Genomic DNA, 25,594 nt, shown 5'->3' on the forward strand with positions numbered 1-25,594 from the left:
TTACACGTCCTTTAATTTATACTTTCTAGTAGTACAGCTAAATGCTCTTCTTTACTGGTTAAAAGATTGATATCAATCACATCATCTAGAATTGCCATGCTACTTTGAACATATTGGTTAATTTCACTATTAAATTCTTCTGTTATCGTAGTAACAATCGTCTGCCATTGCTTCCCATATGCCTCTTTCATGATTTCTTCTGTTTGCATTAAATAGCTTTGAATTTCTGGTTGCAAAATCTCATAGATGGATTCCTTCATTTTTTCTTTTTCATTCTTTTCAAAGAAAGACTTTGTACTTTTGAACAGAGCATAGGATTTTTGAAATGCACTTAAGTTCATGTCTTGAAGCGGCTGAGTGAATTCTGGCGTATCTAAATTAACTGTATCGAAAGCTGGTAAGCCAAAATTCTCATCTAGCTTTGTTAGCGTATGCTTGAAATTGTCAATCAAATCTATTTGCTGTTCCTTCATAAAAGCCTCCATACGAAGTGAAACAGCTCTTGCTTCCTGTAATGTTTCATATCCGGCGTAGTCTAGCAAATCAATCGTGTTTTTTTGTAATTGATGTACGGCCTTACGACCAGATTCTGTCACTGTAGTAGGGTTAAACTTATCCTTAAACATATCATGAAAACGAATTCCAATTCGTTCCATAACATAATGCAGTTGTTTGGCTATTTTTTGATTGATTCTTTCCTGATAGACCATTCCATCAACAGTAAGAACTTCCTTAGAGAGCATTTCCTGTTTATCGAGTAGTTCCTGTTTATATTTTTCCTTTTCTTGTTTGTTTAAATTTGCCTTTTGTTTGAAATGGTGTAGTAGCTGTCTTGTTCTATGCAACTCATGTATGCTAGATTTGATTGCTAAATGAGATAATTCATTCTCAAGGAAATGATAGAAATCCTCTTCGAACATACGGAGTTGCCTATTTATTGGAGCTTTAACTAATTTTTCTTCCAGTGATTTTTTACTAGAGACTGGATATAGTCTTGGATTACGAATACCTAATTTCGTTAACTGCTCCTTCACATAATTGGTGACAAGCTGTAATTCTGTTTGATCAGATGCTAAGTCTGCTGCATTGATGATGAAGAACATTTTGTCTAATTGGAATGACTCTTTAACACGCCCAAGCTGCATGACAAAATCTTTGTCTGCCTTCGTAATAGCATGGTTATAATACGTGACATAGAGAATCGCATCCGCTGTTTTAATATAATCAAAAGCTACATTCGTATGTCTAGCATTCACCGAGTCAGCACCAGGTGTATCTACTAATGTAATACCTTTTTGGGTTATCGAACAATCATAATATAAATCAATTGTCTCTACAAAACATGCTTTCGATTCATCTGTTGCATACGCTGCAAATTCATCTAACTGAATGGTTATAGTCTTGCCAATTATATCTTTATGTGCGTCATATCCTTTAATAAATGCTTGTAAATAGCTCTGATACATCTGACTTAAGTCTTCATGATATTGAATCTGATGTTGTTTAATCCATCCCACATAAGTGCTTATATCCGCTGTTGTTGGCGGTGAAAAATGCTTTAGAATATTTGCTAAATCCATAGAAAGGGTATGTTCACTCTTTAATTGAATAACTACCGATCCATGCTGATATTCGTCTGTAACCGGGGTAATCCGATTAATGACCGCAGTAGTAGGATTTGGTGATGAAGGTAATACGCCTTCTCCAATCAATGCATTAGCAAACGAAGATTTACCGGCACTAAACGCGCCAAATAATGCAATCGTCATGTCACGATTTTCCAATCGCTCTTTTCTTATCTTTAATTCTCTTGTAATGGACTCAAATCCGGGTAATTCTTCTACTAATTGAGCGGTTTTATCAATTGCTTGAATCACCTTTTGTACATGTGGAACGTCATCTTCATCTGTTATAACAGAAGGTCTTACTTCCTCTCGTTGCGGTTCTGTATGAGAAGCAAGCGCTGATACAGTTTCTCCTTTTAAAAATACGGTGCTTTCTAATTGTTTATTTAACATAGATTCCGTTTCATTGGAATACTCAGGAGAATGCAACTGATTTTCAATTCGAGTTAATTGTTTATGATATGCTTCCTTCCATGACGCAAGCTCTTCATGAACTTTCATTAGCTCTTTGTGTTCTCGTAATTGTTCTTCATATTGGGCAATGGTCTGATGCCCGTCATTTTCCATCACCGCAATAATTCTACGTAGAAGCTTACGACTAGCATTGCGGTATTTTGTTTTTATTGAATGGCCAAGATCATTGGCGTAATTCAGTACATAATCGCCATTGACGGTTGCCCCTTTCTTTACATGGGCATATAAGTCATCGGGACTGATGTTTACTGTTAATTGTTGTAGATCTGTATTTAGATCTTGGTTTACAACTGCATATGTTTTTAGTAGTGCTGTGAATTTTTCACGTAATTTCCATTCAATACTAGCCTTCATGCTTTCTGTTACAGCAGTAAGAAACTCCGTTAACCTTCTCTCTCTTTCTTCCTCTGTCTTTTTCTTGGCACCAAGAAAACCAACCTTAAAGTCCTTTTGTTGGGATTCTAGAAAATGTAATGCTTTGTCACGTACGGTTGCAGGCATGAGGTAAGCATTTTTTAATGTTTGATCCAAAGCTTCGATAAAATCCTTTTCTAAATTTATCGGCTTTTGTTTAATCGTTTCAATTGAGCTTTGTAGATTCTCAACTTGATAGATAAAATCCTTATCTGTCCCGCCCTTACTAGAAAGCTCGGCAACAGACTCCTCTAATTTCTCTTTTAAAAACTGCTTATGTGCTTCAATAATAGTTCGTACGGAAGAATCAATGCGTTGAACGCTTTCCTCTAAAAATAATTCGTTTACTTTTGCTTTAATTTGATCAAATTGATTTATTGCCATCTCTTTCTTGAACAGGGAAGAGAAATATACTTCTTGTGGAGATAAGCCCCATTGGTCAAACGTTTGTTTGACACTATTCTCAAAGGATGCAAAAGTTAGTTCTTGTTCATTATGCTTATCAATCTGATTGATAATAATATAGAAAGGAATATTCATAGCTTGAATAGTCTTCAAGAACATTAAATTCACTTCAGATTGTACGTGATTATAATCCATCACATAAAACAACACGTCAACGAGATGCAAAGAGGATTCCGTAATAATTCGGTCAGTATCATCTGCCGCATCAATTCCTGGCGTATCAATAATGGAACAATTTTCTGGGATGATTGGCTGACTAGAACTAATCTCTATTCTTTCGATGGAATCTTTATCTTTACAATACTCCTTAATCATATCTAAGTCATACGGCTCTTCGTATTCAATCGGTGCTTCTTGATGGAAGAAAACACGTGCTACCCCACTTCCAGAAGAAAGCTTCACTATATTAGCACTAGTCGGAATGGGACTTTTTGGTAATAATTCAGTTCCAATAAGCGCATTAATCATAGAGGATTTACCGGCGGAAAAATGACCAGCAAAACTAATGATAAATTCATTCTTTTGTTTTTTCTTGTAAAGATCGACTATTTTATCGGCATTAACCTGATCACCATGTTCCCTCATCACATGATAGATGCCTAGTAAATTATCATAATTCAATACAGATGTATGTTGTTGAGTAGCCTTCACGAAACTAAACCCCTTTATTTCTTCTTGTATCCTTATTATAGCTTAATCTCGTATCGGATTACTACACCTTTGGAGACCTTTTATCATAACACATATTTATTGTTATGTAGATAGTGACAATGAATCTATATGATTAGGAGAAACAATTAAACGTTATAAAGCAGAACAGAAAACGGGACAAAAGAATTGATCGTAAAGGAAAAACCGAGTGATACACAAAGATCCCGCTCCGGAAATATACTTGAGGTTGCTTCTAGCACAGGGGCGACATCTGCTCGAAAAACCATCGCAGTGTCTTCTTTACACTTTATCACAGTATAAGTCCGACATCTGCTCGAGAGAATCTCGCAGTGTCTTCTTTACCGCCAGGCGGCTGGTGGGCCTCCTCGTGCTACTTCTTTAGGGGTCTCAACCTTGACCTATCCTCCCCCGCTTTCGTCTACGTATATTTCTGGAGCTAGTATCGTGTATCATTCGGTTTTACATTTAGTTCTTTTCGTTATATCTAAGCCTCCACTTACCCCTGAATAAGCTCATTGGTAATATGTCGAAGTAAGTCCCCTCTACTGACTACTCCAACGACTTTCTTTGAGGAATCAATGACTGGGATTTTTTTGAATCGATAATGTGAAAACATACGAAGTGCATCATCTATGTCATGGTTTGGTCTTAGTGTTTTGATATCCCTCGTCTTCATCAAACTGGATACTGGCTTTGTTAACGCGTATTGTAGTTTATCGGTTAGTTTTTCCTGCTCATTTACCATAACAACTGCAAACATATCAAAAATCGTTCTGCTATTCGGCTTCAAATAGCGAATGACATCGCCATCGCTTATAACACCAACTAGAACATTATCCTCATTTACAACCGGTACCCCACCAATTTTATGCGAAACGAATAGTTTTAATAGGGCCTTCAAAGTAGTATCTTCTTTTACACTGATAACGTCCGATATCATGAACTCTTTTATTAACATTTTGTCACCATCTTACGTTAGAATTTAGAATATAGTTCATGCACGATTAGTCCATCTATCCAATATTATTACCTTAAATAACAAGATTAACACGAAATGGGAAACTATTATCAGTTTACATAATAATAATATTGTTAATTAAGGTGATATAGCATTGCCTATTATAGGATATGTCAATACAGTCATTTTGTTAGGCAAACACCTAAAAAAAATGACCCAAATAAGCCTAAGCTTATCTGAGTCATCTAACCTATTTATACTGGGTAAACACCGTGTTTTCTTTCTGTAAAAACTACATTTTTTGCTTCGTATATACGGAAGCGTTTCATTAATTCTTCTCTTAAATTATTCGGCTCAATAATCGCATCAATTACCATTTCACTGGCTAGTCGATAAATATCAATATCATCTCGATATTCATCTTGTTTCTGTTTAATGAATGCAGCTCTTTCTTCTTCTGGTAACGCTGCTATTTTATTGGCATATACGGCATTTACAGCAGCCTCTGGACCCATAACTGCAATTTGAGCAGTCGGCAGCGCAATACAGCAATCCGGTTCAAATGCAGGGCCAGCCATCGCATATAAACCTGCACCATAGGCTTTACGCACAATTACCGAAATTTTAGGTACAGTCGCTTCACTCATTGCCGCTAGCATTTTTGCCCCGTGACGGATAATCCCTGCACGTTCCACTTTCGTACCAATCATAAAACCTGGGACATCCATCAGGAATAACAACGGAATATTAAATGCATCACAAAGCTGGATGAACTTGGCTGCTTTATCAGCAGAATCAGGGAACAGTACTCCCCCCTTCATTTTGGGTTGATTCGCAATAATTCCTACCGATTTTCCATTGATTCTGGATAGCCCTGTAATTAATTCTGGTGCAAATTTCTTTTTAATTTCACAGAAGCTATCTTCATCAATAATTCGATTAATAAGATCATGCATGTTAAATGGTGCATTTTGATTCTCGGGAATAATCTCTTCAATTGTTTTTTCAAATTGTTTGGTAGCAATCGGTTCATATGCTTCTGGTTTATATCTAAAATTCTTAGGGAAGTATGTCAAATACTTTCGTACATACGTTATAGCATCTGGTTCTGTTTTTACTAGGACATCACCAACTCCAGATACGGAACAATGCATCTTTGCTCCGCCCATTTCTTCTAAAGTTACCTTCTCACCAATAACCTTTTCTGCCATTCTTGGTGAGCCTAGATACATAGAAGCATTACCGTCCACCATGACAACGATGTCACAGAATGCAGGGATATAGGCGCCTCCTGCTGCAGATGGACCGAATAATAAACAAACTTGTGGAACACGACCAGATAACTTTATCTGGTTATGAAATATTCTACCAGCCCCTCTTCGACCAGGAAACATTTCGATTTGATCCGTTATTCTTGCACCCGCAGAATCCACCAAATAAATAATTGGTAATTCTAGTGTTAATGCTGTCTCTTGAATGCGTAGTATTTTCTCTACGGTGCGCTTACCCCAGGAACCGGCTTTCACAGTTGAATCATTTGCCATAACGCACACATCTTGCCCATTAATCTTCCCTATTCCGGTGACAACACCGTCTGATGGTAAACTATCATCTATACAATTAGCAAAAAATGCATCTTCTATATCTATTCCCTCATCTAATAGTAATTCCAAGCGATTACGAACAAATAATTTTCCTTTTTCTTCGTTTTGCTTGTGGTATTTTTCATTTCCACCTTTTTCAATCTGTTGAACTCTGTTACGTAGCTCTTCCAAATATGACATGTTCAGGCCTCCCATTGGTTAGTTTCCTTGGTATAATGGAGATCGTTTTTCTCGGAAAGCTTCCAAACCTTCCAGTCTATCGTTAGTTGGAATCGTTTCTTTATAGCATAGGTGTTCTATCTCTAATGCTGTAGCAAGATTCACCTGACTTCCTTGATTGATAGCTATTTTTGCTTGTCGCAATGCTATTGGCCCATTTTTAGCAATATCTAGTGCCATTTGTATTGCTGCATCATGAAGTTCCTCATTCGAAACTACCTGTTCTACCAGACCAATGGAAAATGCCTCTTGGGCAGTGATTGGTTTCGCTGTATAAATTAATTGCTTTGCCCGACCAATGCCTATTAATCTAGGAAGTCGCTGTGTACCACCTGCTCCTGGTATGATGGCTAGGGATGTTTCTGTTAATCCTAACTTCACATAATCCGCTGCAATCCGAATATCACAGCAAAGGGCAAGCTCTAACCCACCACCAAATGCGATACCGTTTAACGCAGCGATTACGGGAACCTTCATGGCTTCTACTTCTGAAACCGTCTTCCCAATATATCGAACCGCCGCAATTACTTGATCATCCGTCATGCCCCGACGCTCCTTCAAATCCGCTCCTGCACAAAAGGCTTTTACACCGGAACCAGTCAATACGGCACAGTAAATGTTAGGGTCATGATTTACCTTTTGTATAACTTGATTTAATTCATCTAGTAAAGCTTTAGACATAGCATTTGCTGCCTGGGGCCGATTTAATGTGATGACCGCCACGTGACTGTTTACGATTTCTAATTCTACTAGTGTCATAGAATCCTCCCAAATACTATTCTTTTAGTCTATTTTGATAATAGCTAACGTATCCCCTTCATTAACAAAATCGCCTTCCGCTACCTTAATTTCCGTGATGGTACCAGCCTCTTCAGCAGCTATAGGGATTTCCATTTTCATCGATTCTAAAATGACAATATCCTGATCCTCTTCTACTGTATCGCCCACAGATACTAAAACCTTCCATACATTACCTGCCATCATTGCTTTTATTTCTTCCATGTTTCTTCCTCCTTGTATAATGAACTAGTTTCGTTTAACTGGACTGAAATACGTTTCTATAAATTTTGTTGTCGTCTTACCAGATTGAAAGGCATCATGTCGTGCAATATCTAATAGTATTGGGACATTCGTCTTAATGCCTTCTATCGTTGTTTTTGCTAATGTATCAATCAATAATTCTATTGCTTCCTTTCGATTTGCCCCTTTGACAATCAACTTACTAATCATAGGGTCATAAAAAGGGGTGACCTGATAATTACTTGTCGCAGCACTCTCTATACGAATATTTTCCCCCATCGGGATATCAAAGGTTGAAATATAACCAGGTGATGGGAAAAATGTCTTTGGGTCCTCGGCATAAATTCTTGCTTCAATTGCATGCCCATTTATTTCTAAATCGTCTTGTGAGATGGAGAGCTTTTGACCGTTAGCAATATGAATCTGTTGCTCTACGATATCGATTCCAGTGATTTCTTCAGTGACCGGGTGCTCCACTTGAATTCTCGTGTTCATCTCTAGAAAATAAAAATGTTCCTTCTCATCCACTAAAAATTCAATGGTACCTGCATTGGTATATCCAATGGCTTTAGCAGCCTCAATCGCAGCATTTCCCATTTTCCTTCTTGTAGTTTCGGAAAGAAAAGGAGATGGGGCCTCTTCTATTACCTTTTGATTACGGCGTTGTATCGAACATTCTCGCTCAAATAGATGAATAACATTGTCAAACTTATCAGCAAGTACTTGTATTTCAATATGTCTAGCATCATCAATCTTCTTTTCCAGGAACATGGCCCCATCGCCAAAGAAGCTTTTTGCACGTTTAGCATTATTATCAAATGCTTTACGTAGCTCCTCATCACTGTTTACAACTTGCATCCCAATGCCCCCGCCACCTGCTGATGCCTTTAACATAATGGGATAACCAATTTGCTTTGCCAATTCTACTGCTTCCTCAGGAGATTCTATTGCTTCCTCTGTTCCAGGGACGATAGGAACATTAGCCTGCTTCATTACCTTCCTTGCTTCAATCTTACTGCCCATCATATCCATGACCTTGCTTGAAGGACCGATAAATGTAATCCCGGCTTCCTCACATTTCTCTGCGAATCTACCATTTTCACTTAAAAAACCATAGCCTGGATGGATGGCATCTGCCCCAGATTGCGTTGCGATAGAAAGGATTTTATCCACATGTAAATAACTTTCATTGACTCGTGATGGGCCAATTAAATAGCTCTCATCTGCCATCTTTACAAACGGCGCATGTTCATCTGCCTCCGAATAAACTGCAACGGTCTCAATCCCCATCTTTTTACAGGTGCGAATAACTCTAGCCGCAATTTCACCACGATTAGCAATTAATACTTTAGAAATCATCTTTTCACTCCTATCCACATCGTATTTCTCCTTAGCTAGCATCCTAGTTGTCTAGCAATAACAAGTCTTTGAACCTCCGATGTACCTTCGCCAATTTCTAGCAGCTTAGCATCACGCAAGTATCGTTCTACCTCATATTCACGCATGTAACCATATCCGCCGTGGATTTGAATTGCTTGGTTCGCAGCACGGAAGGCGGTTTCTGTTGCGAATAACTTTGCATAGGCAGATTCTTTCGTAAATGGTTGATTATTATCTTTTAACCATGCGGCTTTGTAGACCATGTTTCTAGCCAGTTCTACTTCCATTGCGATATCGGCAAGTTTAAATTGGATAGCTTGAAAGTTCGAGATAGATTTTCCAAATTGTTTACGTTCTTTTGCATATTGTAATGCTTTTTCGAGTGAGGCTTGTGCTATTCCCAACCCTAATGCGGCAATGGAAATTCTTCCACCATCTAGCGTATATAAAAATTGGCTAAACCCTTTTTGTGGATCACCTAATAGGTTGGCTCTTGGAACTCGAACATTATCTAACACAATTTCTGCCGTATCTGATCCACGAACGCCCATCTTATCGTAATTACTAGTTATTTTTACCCCTTCTGTATCGGTAGGGACGATAATAGCGGAGATAATATTTTTACCTTTTTCGTTTTTTCCTGTAACTGCTGTTACAATTAAAGTCTTGGCATAACTTGCATTCGTAATGAAGCACTTTTCACCATTAATTATAAAATCATCACCATCAACTACTGCAGTTGTCTTCGTTCCACCAGCATCTGAACCAGCATTGGGTTCCGTTAATCCAAATGATCCTAAAGCCTTTCCTTCTGCTAATGGCTTTAAATACTCCTGTTTCTGTTCCTCCGTACCAAAGTAATAGATTGGACTAGCACCTAAAGAGACTGCTGCAGCATAACTTAAACCAGTACTTCCACAGACACGACCAATTTCTTCTACAGCAATTGCGTAGGATAAGGTATCCCCACCAGAACCACCGTACTCTTCTGGAAACGGAATTCCAAGTAAACCAAGCTCGCCCATCTGTTCAAAAATATCTACTGGGAATTTAGCTTCTGTATCAATTTCTATTGTTCTCGGTTTAATCACTTCCTCGGCAAAATCACGTACCATTTTCCGAATCATCGATTGTTCTTTTGTTAAAGTAAAATCCATAAGTTTCCCTCCTGTTATCGTATAAGACCGACTGGTTGGTCGGTATTCAACTGAAAAATATAGCTTTCTCTCAAGCTATGCTGGAAGTAGCCAAATTAGTTAACCGCTTACATTTTGTTGGTTTATAATCGATCGCATAATTAATTCCACATAGATATCGCCAATCTCGTCAATTGATTTTTCACCAGACTGCTTATACCATTTATAGGTCCAGTTAACCATGCCAAGAATGGCCATACCTGTAATTTCTTCTGATAAGTCTTTTCGAAATTCGCTAGCTTCTTTTCCTTCTCGAATCGTATCAATGATAATGTTCTTAAATTGATCCCGCTTCTTCTTGATCAATTCCTCATAATTCGCTTTTAAGTATACATTTTCTTGATAAAACACTGATATATGCGGCTTATACAAGTCAAAGACTTGAACAAAGCTTTTAATAATTTGTTGCAGTTTCTTCGTTGGAGAGTCGTAGGTGTTCTTGGCTATGTATGCTTTTTCGAGCACATAAGTGATAAAAGTATCGTGGATAACAAATAACAATTCATCCTTCGATGAAAAGTGATGATAGAATCCCCCTTTGGAGGTCCCAATACTATCAACAATTTCATTAACTGTCACACCATGAAAGCCCTTTTTCTCAAATAAATGTAACGCTGCATCGACAATTTTATCTCTTAAATTCGTTACAAGCCCTCCTCTCTCTTTTCCATATTAGCTTATCATAATTTTCGAAATATAGAAAGTTAAAAATAATCAACGTAATTCAATCGTTCCGTAGTGAAACAAGGATGTCTTTCTTTTAAACTGGGTAAAACCTAACTCTTGAAACCTTTTGCTTTTCCAATGATCTTTTAATACCACTCTCTCTTTTGCTACTCTTTTTGCTTCTTCTATAATCTCGGCTGTTATGTCTGATGTAATAGCTTGTTTTCTTATGGCATTGATGCCGTTCGATTCTTCAATTCCTTCTTGGAACATTGGATCAAAATATACAATATCAAACGAATTCGCTTCTGCATGTTGAAGGTAATATAAATGATCCTCATGGACTACGTGGATACGTTTCATTGCTTCGTCTATATCTAAATGACCAGTTATATGTGAAGCTAGGCCCTCTTTTACTAGTAAATAGAGTAGTTCGTTTCCTTCAATACCTGTGACCCTACCTGTAGGTCCAACTACGAGACTTGCCATAATACTGTCTGATGCTAGTCCAAGTGTACAGTCAAGAAAGGACATCCCTTTTTTTAATTTTGCTGTTTCGATTAGTGGCTCGGTTTCCCCTTTTAGAACCCGTTTTGCTCGGATCATTGCTAAATTCGGATGAAATAACATTCGTGTATCACTGTTTTTTGGTGCAATAACTAATTGCTCCTTTCCTACAATAAGCACGTCATCTTGATAGTTCATCTTCATTTTTTCAATCGATACACCTTGTCTTTCCTTAAATGGTATATGATAAGTTTGTGCTAGCTTCATTGCTTTTCGAATTAATGGGCTTGTTGCTTTTCCTGCAGTCGTGATAATCATAGCTTCTCCTTGTAAAGTTGTCTGTCTTCTTTATTTCCATCTTACCTTAATTCCGCTCTTAACTGAATACATTAGTAGAGCTTTCTTAAGGATTTACACTGATATACTCAAGATAAAAAGACAGACTGCGAATATACAGTCTGCCTCCATTTTATTAATCCATTGTCGGATCAAATGGTTTTTCGTAATTGGCTTCTCTCCATGCTTTCAGAACTTCACCTTGATTATCAGAATCAATGACAAAGGAGCCATTACTATATCGATCACTATTTGGTAACTCTAATGGGAAAATTTGATGTGTTTCCCCTTTTGATGTAGTAAAGGAAAGCGTATCTTGCTCATAGGTTGCAAAGAATCCTACAATTCGATGTGGTTTATTCTTAAGCTCTCTCAACATGAGTAGACCACGTTTAGCTCTACTTGATTTTTCGAATTCCCGAAGCTTCATTCGTTTGCATGCGCCTCGCTGTGTAATAACGACAAGTGATGGTTCTGATAAGTCATCAAAGACTTGCCCACCAACTACAGATTCTCCGTCTTTTAGCTGAATCGCTTTAACACCTGCTGCACGCTGGCCTACAACTGGAACTTCTGATTCATGATACCAAAGTCCATAGCCTTTGTCAGACGTAATAAATACGTCAGAGTAACCTTTCGTTCGGCACACACTTACCACTTCATCATCTTTTTTCAAATTAAGTGCAACTAACGCTTTTGAATAACGCTGTGCTTCATATATTTTTAATTCACTTCGCTTAATCATACCATTTTTCGTGAAGAATATGAGATATTCTTCCTCTTTAAATTCTCTAATAGGTAACGCATGGACAATATATTCATCTTTATCTATTGGAACAATATTCGAGACGTGCTGACCGATATCCTTCCAACGAATATCTGGTAGCTCATGTACTGGAATATAAAGATACTTTCCTTTGTTCGTGAATAATAGAAGCTTATCGGTTGTATTTGCTTCGATCAATCCTACTAAATGGTCGTCTTCCTTGATAGCGAAATCTTCTCCATTAGATGCGGCATAGGAACGAATGCTTGTACGCTTAATATAGCCTTCTTCTGTAACCGAAATAAGGACATCCTCACTTGCTACCGTCACTTCAATGTCGATCTTTAATTCTTCAATTTTCTCTTCGATGACTGTTCTACGACGATCGGAGAATTGCTTTTTCATTTGTTTCAAGTCCATCTTAATCGTTTCTAATAATTTCGCTTCACTTGATAAAATAGACTCGTATTCAGCAATTTTCTGTTTTAGTACCTCTGACTCTTCCTGTAGCTGTGTTACATCCGTATTGGTTAAACGGTAAAGCTGTAACATCACAATTGCTTCGGCTTGTTTTTCTGTAAAGCCATATAAATCCATGATTCTTTTCTTCGCATCCTGCTTATCTTTTGATGCACGAATCGTTGCAACTAGTTCATCTAAGATGGAAATTGCTTTGATTAAACCATCCACAATATGAGAACGATCCTTCGCATGCTTCAAATCGAATTTAGTTGATCTTGTAACAACTTCCTTCTGATGGGTAATATAAGCATCTAGCATATCGGTTAAAGATAATAGCTTCGGTGTTCTGTCTAAAATGGCTACCATATTAAAATGGTATGTAACCTGTAAATCGGTATTTTTATAGAGGAAATTCAAGACCCCTTCACTATTCACATCTTTTTTCAACTCAATCACAATACGTAGACCAGTACGGTCTGTTTCATCTCGAACTTCTGCAATTCCTTCTACTTTTCGATCATAACGTAGCTCATCTATTTTCTTAACTAGATTTGCTTTATTAACCTCGAATGGAATTTCATCAATTACAATTTGCTCGCGATTTCCACGAATCGGTTCAACAGATGCTTTTCCTCGGACAACTATTTTCCCTTTACCTGTTTCATACGCTTTCTTAATTTCATCGACACCTTGTATGATTCCGCCAGTTGGAAAATCCGGGCCTTTAATAATCTTCATTAACTCATCAATCGTAGCATTTGGCTTATCGATACGCTTGATAACTCCATCGATTACTTCTCCAAGGTTATGTGGTGGAATATCTGTTGCATAACCAGCTGAGATACCGGTTGAACCATTTACTAAAAGGTTAGGAAACTTTGCTGGTAATACAACAGGTTCATGATCGGTATCATCAAAGTTAGGCATAAGGTCTACAGTTTCCTTGTTCATATCACGAAGAAGTTCAGAAGCAATACTAGAAAGTCTTGCCTCTGTATAACGCATAGCAGCAGGTGGGTCACCATCCATACTACCGTTATTTCCATGCATTTCAATTAGTACATTCCGCATTTTCCAATCTTGACTTAAACGCACCATTGCATCATAAACCGAGGAATCACCATGTGGATGGTAATTCCCAATTACAGTCCCAACTGTCTTAGCGGACTTACGAAAATGTTTATCATGGGTATTTTTCTCACGAAACATGGCATACAGAATTCTTCGTTGAACAGGCTTTAACCCGTCTCTTGCATCTGGTATGGCACGGTCTTGAATAATATATTTACTATATCTACCAAAACGATCACCGATTACTTCTTCTAATGGAAGATCGAGAAATTTTTCTGACTGTGACAAGTCATTTCCCCCTTCTTGTTACATTTGGTCTTTATTATTCTTGGTGAATTTTATCATTTTCTAAAATATTTGGATCATCATCTAAACCGAATTCCACATTGGATTCAATCCATTTTCTTCTTGGTTCAACTTTATCACCCATTAATGTCGTCACACGACGCTCTGCTCGGGCAATATCCTCAATGGTTACACGGATTAATGTCCGTGTATCTGGATTCATAGTTGTTTCCCATAATTGGTCGGCATTCATTTCTCCAAGCCCTTTATAGCGTTGAATAATATAGCCATTTTTAAACTTATTGATTGCCTCTCGCATCTCATCATCGTCCCATGCGTAGATGATCTGCTCTTTCTTACCAGATCCTTTCGATACTTTATATAAAGGTGGTAAAGCAATATATATTTTACCTGCTTCAATTAATGGTCTCATATAGCGGTAAAAGAAAGTCAATAACAATACTTGAATATGGGCACCGTCCGTATCTGCATCTGTCATGATAATGATTTTATCGTAATTGGTATCTTCCAGATTAAATTCAGGCCCAATTCCAGCTCCAATAGTATGAATAATAGTTGAAATTTCCTCGTTTTTAAATACGTCCTGGAGCTTCGCCTTTTCTGTATTGATTACTTTACCTCGTAGTGGAAGAACCGCTTGGAACTTACGATCTCTTCCTTGCTTTGCTGAGCCACCCGCAGAATCACCCTCTACTAAGTATAATTCATTTTTATCCGGGTTCCTCGATTGAGCAGGAGTAAGTTTCCCACTTAAGATGGTTTCCTTACGGCGTTTTTTCTTACCAGATCTTGCATCATCACGGGCCTTCCTAGCCGCTTCCCGTGCTTCTTTTGCTTTTATAGCCTTTTTCACTAATAGTCCTGAAACATCTGGATTTTCCTCTAAAAAGAAATTCAGCTTTTCAGATACGACTGCATCAACTGCTGAGCGAGCTTCTGAAGTACCGAGCTTACCCTTCGTTTGGCCTTCGAATTGTAATTTTTCTTCGGGAATTCTAACTGATACGAGTGCCGTTAATCCTTCCCGAATATCCGTTCCTTCTAGATTCTTATCTTTTTCTTTTAAGGCACTGGTTCTTCTTGCATAGTCATTGAAACTTCTCGTAATAGCGGCCTTTGCTCCCGATTCATGGGTACCACCATCTTTTGTTCGAACATGATTAACGAAGGATAACATATTTTCTGAAAAACCGTCATTAAATTGAAAAGCAAACTCTACTTCAATTTCTTGTTGCTCTCCTTCAAAAAATACTACTTCATGTAGTGGATCCTTATCTTCATTTAAATATTTTACGAAAGACTTTAATCCATCGGGATATTCATATACGTCATTTTCTTCTGTCCGTTCATCCGATACCTCAATACGTAAGCCCTTTAATAAAAATGCAGCTTCACGTAATCGTTCAGAAATGGTGTCATAGCTGAAAACGGTAGTAGAGAAAATGGATGCATCTGGCTTAAAGTGTATAGTGGAACCAGTTTTTTTTGTCTTTCCAATCTTCTTGCTAGTTCCAACGGGAGTTCCACCATTTTCAAAGCGCTGAAAATAGACTTCTCCATCCCGGTGAGAAGTTACTTCTAACCATTCTGACAAGGCATTTACTACAGAAGCTCCAACTCCATGCAATCCACCACTTGTCTTGTATCCACCTTGGCCAAACTTTCCGCCAGCGTGTAATACGGTAAATATAACCTCCATAGTCGATTTACCAGTACTATGCTTACCAGTAGGGATTCCCCTACCGCTATCCTCTACTGAAATACTATTATCTTTATGTATGGTTACTTTAATATTATTTCCATATCCTGCTAATGCTTCATCAACTGCGTTATCAACAATTTCAAATACTAGATGATGTAATCCTCGATGGTCGGTGCTACCAATATACATCCCTGGTCGTTTCCGAACTGCTTCAAGACCTTCCAGTACTTGAATGGAATCATCAGAATAATGTAAAGGTTTCTTGTCCAATTCCGTTAGCTCCCTTCACCAATAGTTCATTGTCATATTTTATATAGTAGAACAGGTGTTTGTTTTTGTAAAGGTCAATTACCAACACAATATTAATAAGTATACTACAACATATTTTAAAATGTATAGAAGTTCTATAATGATAGCTATTTTATCATGTTTTTTCACTATATCTTATCCACTAAATAGCATAGTCAAGGTCATTCTTGTCTATAAGTGCATTTGATCTGGTATTAGCGGTCAGCATAAAAAAACCGAACTATTGGCAATCCTTATAGAAGAATTGCCAATAGTTCGGATTAAGCTATGTTAACTTCTTGATGCTCCGTATCTTTACTTTTTAACTAATACAGCATGTGCAACTTTTATACATAGATCCATGATTACAGTAAACCCTTTTTCGGTTAAATAATCATATGCTTCTTCATTGGTAATTCCTTGCTGAGCCCAGAAAACCTTACAATCCGTTTCTTGAGCTTCCTTCGCTATTTCAGGCAAAAATTCTGGTCTTCTAAATATATTAATAATATCAATTGGTTCCTTTATATCTAATAAGGAATCATAGGATTTTTCCCCTAATACTTCGTCAACTGTAGGGTTAACAGGAATAATGCGGTACCCTACTTCTTGCATTATTTTTGCAATCTGATAGGATGTTCTTTCGGGATTATCAGATAATCCAACTACCGCAATCGTTTTAGCTGATTCTAATATTTCGCGTATAACATCATTACTAGGATTCTGCATATTTGGTAACTCCTTTCATTTCGATTATACTTATTATTAGTTTATCATGTAAGTAAAAACATCTTTTGTGTTAAGATTTTATTTATCTTTCATAATTTAGTACCTAATATTAATAGTTCATGATAAACTATATATATAATTTTAAAGAAGAAAGTAGGAAGTTAAATGGAATATGTTCTATTTGCAATAATTGCGTATCTTTTAGGTTCCATTCCATCAGCACTTATTGTAGGTAAACTTGGCTATAAAATTGACATTCGCGAACATGGTAGTGGAAACCTTGGCGGAACGAATACATTTCGTGTACTAGGAGTAAAAGCTGGGATTATTGTTACAGCAGCAGACATTTTAAAAGGTACTCTAGCTACTCTCATTCCTTTATTTTTTGATGCGGATGTATATAGGCTAGCGATTGGGATCTTTGCTGTAATAGGTCACACTTACCCGCTTTTTGCTCGTTTTAAAGGTGGTAAAGCTGTCGCAACATCAGGTGGGATTATATTAGGTGTCAATCCAATTCTATTTGGTGTGATGGTGTTGACATTTCTAGTGACATTAAAAATCTCAAAATATGTTTCACTTTCTTCTATGATTACTGGTCTAGTATCCTTTATTGTTTCTATTTTCTTTGGGGATATTGGTCTAATGATTGTGATTGCTGTATTGACTCTTTTTGTTATTTATCGACATTTAGCAAATATAAAACGAATTATAAATAAAACCGAGCCTAAAATTAAGTGGATGTAAAAGCGGTATAATTGAAATCGAATGAATACTTGTCTTATACTTTGGACAGAGACAAGTCTTGCACTAGAAAGGGAAATAGTCATGAATTCAAACAACATACCGCGTAAAACATTACCTACAAAAGAAGAAAGACATAAACTATTTGGAACTGTAAAACCTGGCCCGAAGCACAAGCCAGTTGAAAAAGAAAAAATGGCTGATTTACAAAATATACAAAAAGACTTTTTATTTGAGCTTGATGAAGTTGGTATTACGAATGTGAAATACCCTATTATAATCGACAGTGCTACTGCACCACATTCACAAACAAGTGTTGCATCATTTACCTTTACATCCAGTATCCAACAATCAAGTAAAGGTACGAATATGAGTCGGTTTATGGAGCAATTAGCTGCCTATAGTGTAAATGGATTTCATGCTGATTTTTCCATGTTAAAGGAATTCACGAAAGAGCTTGCTGAACGATTAGGTCAAAAAGATGCGAAGATAACGATACAATTTCCTTGGTTTTATGAACGCAAAGGACCTAGTACCGGTATAGCGGGGTTAAATCATGCCGACTTAACGATGGAGGTTTCCTACAATCAGGATAGTGGATATCTCATGAATGTTGGCATGTCTGTCCTGATTACAACACTTTGTCCTTGTTCAAAAGAAATTAGTGAATACAGTGCCCATAACCAACGTGGAAATGTAAGGATGGAGGTATCACTCTCCGATGATTTCACTGATTTAGAAGAGGATTGGAAGCTTGCTTTATTAGAGGCTGCTGAAAGTAATGCAAGTGCTAGATTACACCCTATATTGAAGCGACCAGATGAAAAAATGGTAACCGAGGAAGCGTATGAAAATCCCCGATTTGTTGAGGACATGGCGAGATTAGTAGCTGCTGATTTATACGAATTACCTTATGTGACAGGATTTAAGGTATCCTGTCAAAATGAAGAATCGATCCATATGCATGATGCCATTGCAACTATACGCTTCAATAAATAATATTAACTCCTTTTAAAGAAGGTTCGTATATGAAATATCTATTTATAGGCCTTATTAAGTTTTATCGTAGTGCCATTAGTCCCTTTACACCATCTACTTGTCGGTTTTATCCAAGCTGTTCCGAATATGGACTTGAGGCAATACGGAAGCATGGGGCAATAAAAGGCGGATACTTAACAATTAAACGAATAAGTAAATGCCATCCGTTTCATCCTGGTGGAGTGGACTATGTACCAGAAAAAAAGCAAAAGAAAAAGCGCTAAAAGTAATGTACTTTAGCGCTTTTTATAAATCAAATTTGGTTATATGATCCCATTTACCCTCTTGGATTAATACCTCTTTTTGCCTTTGACCAAATAGGTCGAAGTGAGGGTATCTTTCATCAAGGTGGATATAGTTAGGATTGAGATGATATTGGTTGCCCCACTCTATTAACTTCTCAACGTCTTTGCACCCTACTTTCGTTACACTTGTACAACCTGGAAAACGATCATCTAACCAATAATGGGTTAAAATAGCAATTTCGCCATTTTCCACTTTTCGTTTCCATTCTATTAATTCTTCTCTATTCAAACCAAACGCCATCACTGTTCCCCTTCTATACTCTGCATATAACGCTCATGCCATTTAGGAAAAGCTTTTTTTAAAGAAATGGGTCTAAAGTTATCCTTTTTCACGATAACGTGTTTTGTCGTTCCCGTTACCCTTATTTCCCCTTCTTCATCAATAATTTGGTAGCCATACACCGTTCTTAGTCCATCATATTTTTCAATCCATGTCTCTACAAATACGTTATCACCGTAACGAACAGGTTTTTTAAAAGAAACTTGTGCATCCAAGACAGGAGAAACTACATTATTTTTTTCCATTTCTACATAGCTTAGTCCTAAGTGCTCGATAAATTTGGTCCGTCCAATTTCGAACCAAACTAGGTAATTAGCATGGTACACTACTCCCATTTGATCGGTTTCTTGATATCTTACTTCGATTGGTATTTTTACTTTATTCAATTGAAGTCCTCCCTTATTATGTATGTTTAGTTTAGCATATACATTGGTTGAAACATAAATAAAGAGGCTTCACAAGATCCTAATTCCTAAAGGGAAAACCGAACTACTATACCATTCTGTTCGATTTCATAATAGTTCGGTTTAATATATTAACTAAATTATAGATTAGTGGCATATCCGTAATCCATATCATTGAGAAGATAGAACAAGGACAGCTATAGTTATCAGGCTTTTAACCAAACGACTTCACAAATATCCTCATGGCTAACGATCATGCGCTTCATCTTGAATTTCAGAGCGGAAGCCCTCAATTGCTTCTTCTCGACGTTTATTTTTTTCGATGATGTTCTGCTTTTCCTCACCTGAAGCAAATTGCATGGTTTCATGCGCTTCCTCGATGTTTTGAATCGTGTTTTGAACCATATCTTGTAGTTTCTCTACATTATCACTGCGATCATCCGGCTTTGGTGTTTGATGTTTTTCCGTCATATTCTTTCCTCCTTGTAATATTCGATTGCCATAGGCAATGTTATTGTTTGATTTTCTGCTATAACTATTCAAGAAAACAATAAGCACAACATGAAAAAACTCCACCCTATGTAACAAATTCGCTACACATAGTGGAGGTCTGAAGTACTTGATACAAATAACTATGCTTCTTTTCGTTTTGATAATAAATCTCTAGCTCTCTTTTCTAGGTTTTGCTCTATTCGGTCCAAGATTTCTTTATCATCTAGTATTTGCTGTCTATTCGCTTGAACCAATTCTTCAAATGAACGTCGTTTTTTTAAAGAAATGGTAATCACTCCCTTTTTAATAGAAGTATTACCATTTCTGTTGGTTTATATAATAATTTTTAGAAAAATATAATCCTTTAGTTTAAGGAATTCATCATTTCCACCATAAAATCATATGTCATTGGACCGACTTTACGCGGCACTTGTATAACACCATCCGTACCAATAAAATAGGACGTTGGAATCGTGTAGGCCATATAATTATCTGTCGTATCGTTATTCTTGTCAATTGCTACTGGAAAGGTGTAGCCATATTCATCAATAAAATCGCGAACAGCAGACTCATTACGTTCTGAACCGGTAGCATTAATAGCTATAATCGTAATATCATCTCCATATTCTTCGTACAAACGCTGCATTTCAGGCATTTCCTCTTTACAAGGTGGACACCACGTAGCCCAGAAGTTAATCAGTACCTTTTTGCCCTTTAAATCTGAGAGTTTTACGACATCACCATTTAATAACGGTAATTCAAATTCTGGTGCCTGATCTCCCACATTTAAGCCGTTAGCACCAGGAGATACGATCATTTCACCTTCAACTGACGTGTCACCTGTTACATCGACTAAATTAGGACCAGATGTTTTTTTATTAGTTAAATCCAATACGTTAATGACTAACGCAATACCTAGTGCTAGTAAGATTGTAATACCTACAAACTTTTTTATCATTAGTTAAACTCCCAACGTTATGTATTCCATCTCTGTTATCTATGCTTATAGTATACAATCTTAGCTAAAATAATAAAGAAATAAACCTATCTGTCAAAGAGATTTCACAAATACAACAATCTCATACGGAATTATTTGACATATAAAAGATTTTTTCCATGTAAAAACGAGCCCCAAAAGGAGCTCGTTTACTTGATTATTACGCTAGTTTATTACGTAATACCATTTGTAGGATACCACCATGACGGTAGTAGTCAATTTCAACTTCACTATCGAAGCGTACTACAGCTTTGAATTCAGTTGTTTTACCATTTTCATCTGTAGCAGTAACCTTTACAAGGTCATGAGGCTTAACATCTTCACCAATTTCTAAATTGAATGTTTCTTTACCTGTTAGACCTAATTTTTCAGCATTTTGACCTTTTTCAAATTCTAGTGGAAGTACTCCCATCATAACTAGGTTAGAACGGTGAATACGCTCAAAGCTTTCCGCAATAACCATCTTAATACCTAAAAGGTTAGTACCTTTCGCTGCCCAGTCACGAGAAGATCCCATACCATAATCTTTGCCGGCTAGAATAACTAACCCAGTACCTTCTTCTTGATACTTCATCGCTGCATCATAGATTGGCATGATTTCGCCTGTTGGCCAGTAGGTTGTATAACCACCTTCAGTACCTGGCGCAATTTGGTTACGAATACGGATATTCGCAAATGTACCACGCATCATGACTTCATGATTACCACGACGGGAACCATAAGAGTTGAAGTTTCTTGGTGAAACTCCTTTTTCTTGTAAGTAAAGTCCTGCAGGCATATCTTTTGCAATTGCTCCAGCAGGTGAAATATGGTCAGTCGTTACCGAGTCACCAAATTTACCAATAACACGTAGGTTGTTTAATGGTTTTACAGTACCTGCATTTTTCGATAACCCTTCAAAGAATGGAGGGTTTTGAATGTAAGTAGAATCTTCATCCCACTCGAATAATGGTTCATCAGTTGTATTGATTTCGTTCCACTTCTCGTTAGAGTTGAATACATTCTCATACTCTTTACGGAAGATTTCTGGATTAACAACACGATTAACCTCGTTCTTAATTTCTTCCATGGATGGCCAAATATCATTTAAATAAATTGGTTCGCCATCTGCATCTGTACCGATAGCATCTTTAGCTAAGTCGACATCTACTGTACCAGCAAGTGCATAAGCAACTACTAATGGTGGTGAAGCTAGGTAGTTTGCTTTCACTAATGGATGGATACGACCTTCAAAGTTACGGTTACCAGATAATACAGATGCAACCGTTAAGTCATTGCTTGCAATTGCTTCTTCAATTTCAGGTAAAAGTGGTCCTGAGTTACCGATACATGTTGTACAACCATACCCAACTAGGCTAAATCCTAATTTATCTAGGTAAGGCATTAAACCAGCATCTTCTAAGTAACGCGTTACAACTTTTGAACCTGGAGCTAGAGAAGTTTTTACATAAGCCGGTACTTCTAACCCTTTTTCAACGGCTTTCTTAGCAAGTAAACCAGCACCTAACATAACATATGGGTTGGATGTATTGGTACAAGAAGTGATTGCTGCGATTGCAATAGAACCGGTTTTCATCACGGTTTCTTTACCATTAGAAAGCTTAATGGTTACTTCTTTATCAAACTCTGATTTATCTAGTCCAAAGCCTTGGTTACCTTGTGGTGCCGTAATTGCCTTATTGAATTCTTCTTTCATTTTAGAAAGAGGAATCAAGTCTTGTGGACGTTTAGGACCAGAAAGGTTTGGTTCTAATTCTGATAAGTTAATTTCAACAACCTCAGTGTATTCAGGATCTTTTACTTCAGGTGAGTACCATAGGTCATTTTCTTTACAATATTTTTCAACTAATTTAATATGCTCTTCACTACGTCCAGTTAAGCGTAGGTAGTTAAGTGCTTCTTCATCCACTGGGAAGAATCCACAAGTAGCACCATATTCTGGAGCCATGTTAGAAATAGTAGCACGGTCTGCAAGCGGCATATCTTTTAGACCTGGTCCAAAGTATTCTACAAATTTACCAACTACATTACGCTCACGTAGTACTTGTGTAACTTTAAGCGCTAAGTCTGTAGCGGTAGTTCCTTGTGGGAAGCTGCCAGTAAATTTAACACCAATTACTTCTGGTTGTGGGAAGTATGATGGTTGGCCAAGCATACCTGCTTCTGCTTCAATACCACCTACACCCCAGCCTAGTACACCTAGTCCGTTAATCATAGTAGTATGTGAGTCAGTCCCTACTAATGTATCAGGAAATGCATCATACTCACCATTTCCATTTTCCACTTCATGAACTACATTGGCAATGTACTCTAAGTTTACTTGGTGAACAATACCTGTTGCTGGTGGTACAGCACGATAGTTATCAAATGCTTTTTGAGCCCAATGTAAGAACTCATAGCGCTCACCATTACGTTTGAATTCTAAATCCATATTGGCTTGTAGTGCACTTGGAGAACCATATTGGTCGACTTGAACAGAGTGGTCAATTACTAAATCAACCGGTACCTCTGGATTAATTTGTTCAGGCTTTCCACCTAAATCTACCATCGCTTTACGTAGAGAAGCTAAGTCAACTACTGCAGGTACTCCTGTGAAATCTTGTAGGATAACACGTGAAGGTTTAAAAGGGACATCTACCCCTTTACCATCTTTTGTTCCCCATTTTACTAATCCTTTTACATGATCATCATTAATTACACGGCCATCATATTGACGTACGAGAGATTCTAGAAGAACACGAATAGAAAATGGTAATCTATCAATTTTGCCTAAGCCAGATTCTTCTAGTGCTTTCAGCTGATAGTAGTTATAAGACTTACCATTAAGTTCGAATTTCTTCTTTGCATTGAAGATACTATTCTCCCCCATTTTCATAAACCCCTTTCAACACGGAATTCTCTAGATTTGGAACAGCTACTAAGAAAACATCATTTCAATTACACATAAGCGCTTCCAAAGTCTATTGTTTTCTTACATACTCATCTTAAATGAAAATCGAGTATAAAACAATTGTTTCATACTCGATTTACTATACAAAAATCTTATTCAAGGTGATAAGCATTACTTATACACAAGTTCGAATTAATTTCCTACTTAATTATATCAATAGCAGTAATAATGAGTCCTATTTTGGGAAAATAATCCGAAATGTACTGCCTTTAATTTCATTTTGTAAGATTTCTAACTTCGCATTATGTCTTTCCAGTAATTGCTTTGTAATCATTAATCCTAGTCCAGTACCTTGCTGTTTAGTAGTAAAAAATGGTTCGCCTAGCTTATGGATAACCTCTTCATCTATGCCTGGACCCTCATCGACTATGTCAATCGTAATCTCATCAGCCATATCCTTTAGAATTACCGTAATCTTGCCAGCTTCCTCCATTGCCTCAATAGCATTCTTAATAATATTGATTAGTACTTGTTTTATCTGGGATTTATCACAATAGATAAATTGTTCATCCCCGATGATCTCTATTAATATATTTTTTAGATTAGCTTGGGGTTTAAGTAATTCCATTACATCTTTGATCATCTGTAAGATAGATTCTTGCTTCTTATTATCCGTAAGTGGTTTGGAAATAAACAACAGCTCCGATGTAATAGTTTCCATCTTTTCAATCTCATCGATCATAATCTTATAATAGACATCTTTGCGATTTACCCCAGCCTGTAGTAATTGAAGAAAGCTTTTAATCGATGTTAGCGGATTTCGAATTTCATGTGCAATACCAGCTGCTAGTTGACCGGCAATAGACATTTTTTCTGAGCGAATCATCATTTCCTCGGTTTCTTTTTTTTCTGTAATATCTCTTGTCGTGCAAATATAGAGATGCTCTCCAGTAGTTGGGTCAGTGATTTTTCCAACTTTCACTTCACACCATATGTATTTTTGATCATAATTAACGATATGTACATTAAAGGTTTGATTTGTAAACGTTTCTTGATTAAAATCCTTCTTTATGTATGCAACATCTTCAGGAAGTATAAAATTCTGATAAGATTTACCTACTAATTCTCTAGGTTTTAAACCGAGTATATGCTCAATCGATTTTGAAAAGTATAGACCTATACCTCTACTATCCCATAAAGAAAAAAACTCATTACTATTTTGCTCTATCCATTCTGTGATAAATTCCGGTAACATATGAATACTATCCGATTCTGATAATACGCTTTCAAAAGGGCTGATTACCACTGCTGAATTTTGCTCTATACTGTCCTTATTTGTTTCTTTCTCCATTGGATCCACCCCTTTACTACAAATTCTTACAATCTAACAAGCTTACTATACTATATGTTGATATATATCCAAATATGAAAGTTGTTTAAAAAGTAAACTATAATTATAATAATATTAGCATAGATAATTATTAAAAGTAATAAGTTTATCAGAATTTTAGCGCTTAGTAGTGAAAATTACATAACTGTTACCTATAATTCAACTAAATTTTGATACGATAGTAAAGTAAAATG

The 25,594-nt window shown here is 36.9% G+C and carries 22 protein-coding genes; 3 read left to right on the plus strand and 19 right to left on the minus strand.

The genetic code is table 11. The features are described from left to right. Positions 1-11: 11 nt before the first annotated feature. The 12 genes from AAIB49_RS00160 to AAIB49_RS00215 all read right to left on the minus strand — a co-directional run bounded on the left by AAIB49_RS00160 (position 12) and on the right by AAIB49_RS00215 (position 16,860). Positions 12-3,629: a dynamin family protein gene (locus AAIB49_RS00160; protein WP_343456880.1), complete on the minus strand. Its 3,618-nt coding sequence runs from the start codon at positions 3,627-3,629 to the stop codon at positions 12-14. A gap of 517 nt (positions 3,630-4,146) precedes the next feature. Further along, positions 4,147-4,608: a CBS domain-containing protein gene (locus AAIB49_RS00165; RefSeq protein ID WP_339215120.1), complete on the minus strand. Its 462-nt coding sequence runs from the start codon at positions 4,606-4,608 to the stop codon at positions 4,147-4,149. 254 nt (positions 4,609-4,862) lie between these two features. Next, positions 4,863-6,392: an acyl-CoA carboxylase subunit beta gene (locus AAIB49_RS00170; RefSeq protein ID WP_343456881.1), complete on the minus strand. Its 1,530-nt coding sequence runs from the start codon at positions 6,390-6,392 to the stop codon at positions 4,863-4,865. Positions 6,393-6,410: 18 nt separating this feature from the next. Next, the gene (locus AAIB49_RS00175) at positions 6,411-7,190 is read right to left on the minus strand and encodes an enoyl-CoA hydratase (protein ID WP_343456882.1); all 780 of its coding nucleotides are present in this window, start codon (positions 7,188-7,190) and stop codon (positions 6,411-6,413) included. Between the two features lie 24 nt (positions 7,191-7,214). Beyond that, positions 7,215-7,433, minus strand: a complete 219-nt coding sequence (locus tag AAIB49_RS00180) for an acetyl-CoA carboxylase biotin carboxyl carrier protein subunit (protein ID WP_339215123.1) — start codon at positions 7,431-7,433, stop codon at positions 7,215-7,217. A 24-nt stretch (positions 7,434-7,457) separates the two neighbouring features. Then, the gene (locus tag AAIB49_RS00185; protein ID WP_339217980.1) at positions 7,458-8,810 is read right to left on the minus strand and encodes an acetyl-CoA carboxylase biotin carboxylase subunit; all 1,353 of its coding nucleotides are present in this window, start codon (positions 8,808-8,810) and stop codon (positions 7,458-7,460) included. A 35-nt stretch (positions 8,811-8,845) separates the two neighbouring features. Continuing rightward, positions 8,846-9,988, minus strand: a complete 1,143-nt coding sequence (locus tag AAIB49_RS00190; RefSeq protein WP_339215124.1) for an acyl-CoA dehydrogenase family protein — start codon at positions 9,986-9,988, stop codon at positions 8,846-8,848. Between the two features lie 99 nt (positions 9,989-10,087). Continuing rightward, positions 10,088-10,606 carry a TetR/AcrR family transcriptional regulator gene (locus AAIB49_RS00195; RefSeq protein WP_445254509.1) on the minus strand — a complete coding sequence of 173 codons (519 nt, stop codon included), beginning with the start codon at positions 10,604-10,606 and terminating at the stop codon, positions 10,088-10,090. A 135-nt stretch (positions 10,607-10,741) separates the two neighbouring features. Then, positions 10,742-11,518: a class I SAM-dependent methyltransferase gene (locus AAIB49_RS00200; protein WP_339215126.1), complete on the minus strand. Its 777-nt coding sequence runs from the start codon at positions 11,516-11,518 to the stop codon at positions 10,742-10,744. A gap of 154 nt (positions 11,519-11,672) precedes the next feature. Next, entirely contained in the window at positions 11,673-14,123 is a 2,451-nt protein-coding gene (parC, locus tag AAIB49_RS00205; RefSeq protein WP_343456883.1) for a DNA topoisomerase IV subunit A, read from the minus strand. A 34-nt stretch (positions 14,124-14,157) separates the two neighbouring features. Further along, positions 14,158-16,113 carry a DNA topoisomerase IV subunit B gene (gene parE, locus AAIB49_RS00210; protein ID WP_343456884.1) on the minus strand — a complete coding sequence of 652 codons (1,956 nt, stop codon included), beginning with the start codon at positions 16,111-16,113 and terminating at the stop codon, positions 14,158-14,160. A gap of 333 nt (positions 16,114-16,446) precedes the next feature. After that, positions 16,447-16,860 carry a CoA-binding protein gene (locus AAIB49_RS00215; RefSeq protein WP_339215130.1) on the minus strand — a complete coding sequence of 138 codons (414 nt, stop codon included), beginning with the start codon at positions 16,858-16,860 and terminating at the stop codon, positions 16,447-16,449. Between the two features lie 165 nt (positions 16,861-17,025). Between AAIB49_RS00215 and plsY the strand changes: the two genes are divergently transcribed. The 3 genes from plsY (at position 17,026) to yidD (ending at position 18,866) form a co-directional block, all read left to right on the plus strand. Then, complete coding sequence (gene plsY / locus AAIB49_RS00220; protein ID WP_339215132.1) at positions 17,026-17,607, plus strand: glycerol-3-phosphate 1-O-acyltransferase PlsY; 582 nt, start codon at positions 17,026-17,028, stop codon at positions 17,605-17,607. Positions 17,608-17,688: 81 nt separating this feature from the next. Then, the gene (folE2, locus tag AAIB49_RS00225; protein ID WP_339215133.1) at positions 17,689-18,603 is read left to right on the plus strand and encodes a GTP cyclohydrolase FolE2; all 915 of its coding nucleotides are present in this window, start codon (positions 17,689-17,691) and stop codon (positions 18,601-18,603) included. 29 nt (positions 18,604-18,632) lie between these two features. Beyond that, positions 18,633-18,866: a membrane protein insertion efficiency factor YidD gene (gene yidD, locus AAIB49_RS00230; RefSeq protein ID WP_186868774.1), complete on the plus strand. Its 234-nt coding sequence runs from the start codon at positions 18,633-18,635 to the stop codon at positions 18,864-18,866. 22 nt (positions 18,867-18,888) lie between these two features. Here yidD and AAIB49_RS00235 read toward each other — a convergent pair whose 3' ends face one another. The 7 genes from AAIB49_RS00235 to AAIB49_RS00265 all read right to left on the minus strand — a co-directional run bounded on the left by AAIB49_RS00235 (position 18,889) and on the right by AAIB49_RS00265 (position 25,361). After that, positions 18,889-19,188, minus strand: coding sequence for a hypothetical protein (locus AAIB49_RS00235; RefSeq protein WP_343456885.1), 300 nt, complete (start codon positions 19,186-19,188; stop codon positions 18,889-18,891). Then, positions 19,188-19,613, minus strand: coding sequence for an acyl-CoA thioesterase (locus tag AAIB49_RS00240; protein WP_339215139.1), 426 nt, complete (start codon positions 19,611-19,613; stop codon positions 19,188-19,190). The genes AAIB49_RS00235 and AAIB49_RS00240 overlap by 1 nt, the downstream gene beginning before the upstream one ends. A 264-nt stretch (positions 19,614-19,877) precedes the next feature. Further along, positions 19,878-20,102, minus strand: coding sequence for a small acid-soluble spore protein Tlp (gene tlp, locus AAIB49_RS00245; protein WP_343456886.1), 225 nt, complete (start codon positions 20,100-20,102; stop codon positions 19,878-19,880). A gap of 161 nt (positions 20,103-20,263) precedes the next feature. Next, positions 20,264-20,410: an FbpB family small basic protein gene (locus AAIB49_RS00250; RefSeq protein ID WP_339217984.1), complete on the minus strand. Its 147-nt coding sequence runs from the start codon at positions 20,408-20,410 to the stop codon at positions 20,264-20,266. Positions 20,411-20,487: 77 nt separating this feature from the next. Further along, positions 20,488-21,081 carry a TlpA family protein disulfide reductase gene (locus tag AAIB49_RS00255; RefSeq protein WP_339215141.1) on the minus strand — a complete coding sequence of 198 codons (594 nt, stop codon included), beginning with the start codon at positions 21,079-21,081 and terminating at the stop codon, positions 20,488-20,490. Positions 21,082-21,280: 199 nt separating this feature from the next. Beyond that, a complete protein-coding gene (gene acnA, locus AAIB49_RS00260) occupies positions 21,281-23,989 on the minus strand; it encodes an aconitate hydratase AcnA (RefSeq protein ID WP_339215142.1) in 2,709 nt (902 codons plus the stop codon). A 256-nt stretch (positions 23,990-24,245) separates the two neighbouring features. Then, positions 24,246-25,361, minus strand: a complete 1,116-nt coding sequence (locus AAIB49_RS00265; RefSeq protein WP_343456888.1) for an ATP-binding protein — start codon at positions 25,359-25,361, stop codon at positions 24,246-24,248. Positions 25,362-25,594: the final 233 nt, after the last annotated feature.

The organism is Ornithinibacillus proteolyticus (assembly GCF_039581225.1).
In the GTDB taxonomy this organism is placed as follows: domain Bacteria; phylum Bacillota; class Bacilli; order Bacillales; family Amphibacillaceae; genus Ornithinibacillus; species Ornithinibacillus massiliensis.

What these genes read in the sequence shown, in the direction of transcription:
- AAIB49_RS00190 (WP_339215124.1), bottom strand. Translation starts at nt 9,988, where the DNA reads ATGGATTTTACTTTAACAAAAGAACAATCGATGATTCGGAAAATGGTA.
- AAIB49_RS00175 (WP_343456882.1), bottom strand. Translation starts at nt 7,190, where the DNA reads ATGACACTAGTAGAATTAGAAATCGTAAACAGTCACGTGGCGGTCATC.
- yidD (WP_186868774.1), top strand. Translation starts at nt 18,633, where the DNA reads ATGAAATATCTATTTATAGGCCTTATTAAGTTTTATCGTAGTGCCATT.
- AAIB49_RS00265 (WP_343456888.1), bottom strand. Translation starts at nt 25,361, where the DNA reads ATGGAGAAAGAAACAAATAAGGACAGTATAGAGCAAAATTCAGCAGTG.
- plsY (WP_339215132.1), top strand. Translation starts at nt 17,026, where the DNA reads ATGGAATATGTTCTATTTGCAATAATTGCGTATCTTTTAGGTTCCATT.
- acnA (WP_339215142.1), bottom strand. Translation starts at nt 23,989, where the DNA reads ATGGGGGAGAATAGTATCTTCAATGCAAAGAAGAAATTCGAACTTAAT.
- AAIB49_RS00255 (WP_339215141.1), bottom strand. Translation starts at nt 21,081, where the DNA reads ATGATAAAAAAGTTTGTAGGTATTACAATCTTACTAGCACTAGGTATT.
- AAIB49_RS00180 (WP_339215123.1), bottom strand. Translation starts at nt 7,433, where the DNA reads ATGGAAGAAATAAAAGCAATGATGGCAGGTAATGTATGGAAGGTTTTA.
- AAIB49_RS00165 (WP_339215120.1), bottom strand. Translation starts at nt 4,608, where the DNA reads ATGTTAATAAAAGAGTTCATGATATCGGACGTTATCAGTGTAAAAGAA.
- AAIB49_RS00235 (WP_343456885.1), bottom strand. Translation starts at nt 19,188, where the DNA reads ATGGCGTTTGGTTTGAATAGAGAAGAATTAATAGAATGGAAACGAAAA.
- AAIB49_RS00200 (WP_339215126.1), bottom strand. Translation starts at nt 11,518, where the DNA reads ATGATTATCACGACTGCAGGAAAAGCAACAAGCCCATTAATTCGAAAA.
- AAIB49_RS00215 (WP_339215130.1), bottom strand. Translation starts at nt 16,860, where the DNA reads ATGCAGAATCCTAGTAATGATGTTATACGCGAAATATTAGAATCAGCT.
- AAIB49_RS00185 (WP_339217980.1), bottom strand. Translation starts at nt 8,810, where the DNA reads ATGATTTCTAAAGTATTAATTGCTAATCGTGGTGAAATTGCGGCTAGA.
- folE2 (WP_339215133.1), top strand. Translation starts at nt 17,689, where the DNA reads ATGAATTCAAACAACATACCGCGTAAAACATTACCTACAAAAGAAGAA.
- AAIB49_RS00170 (WP_343456881.1), bottom strand. Translation starts at nt 6,392, where the DNA reads ATGTCATATTTGGAAGAGCTACGTAACAGAGTTCAACAGATTGAAAAA.
- tlp (WP_343456886.1), bottom strand. Translation starts at nt 20,102, where the DNA reads ATGACGGAAAAACATCAAACACCAAAGCCGGATGATCGCAGTGATAAT.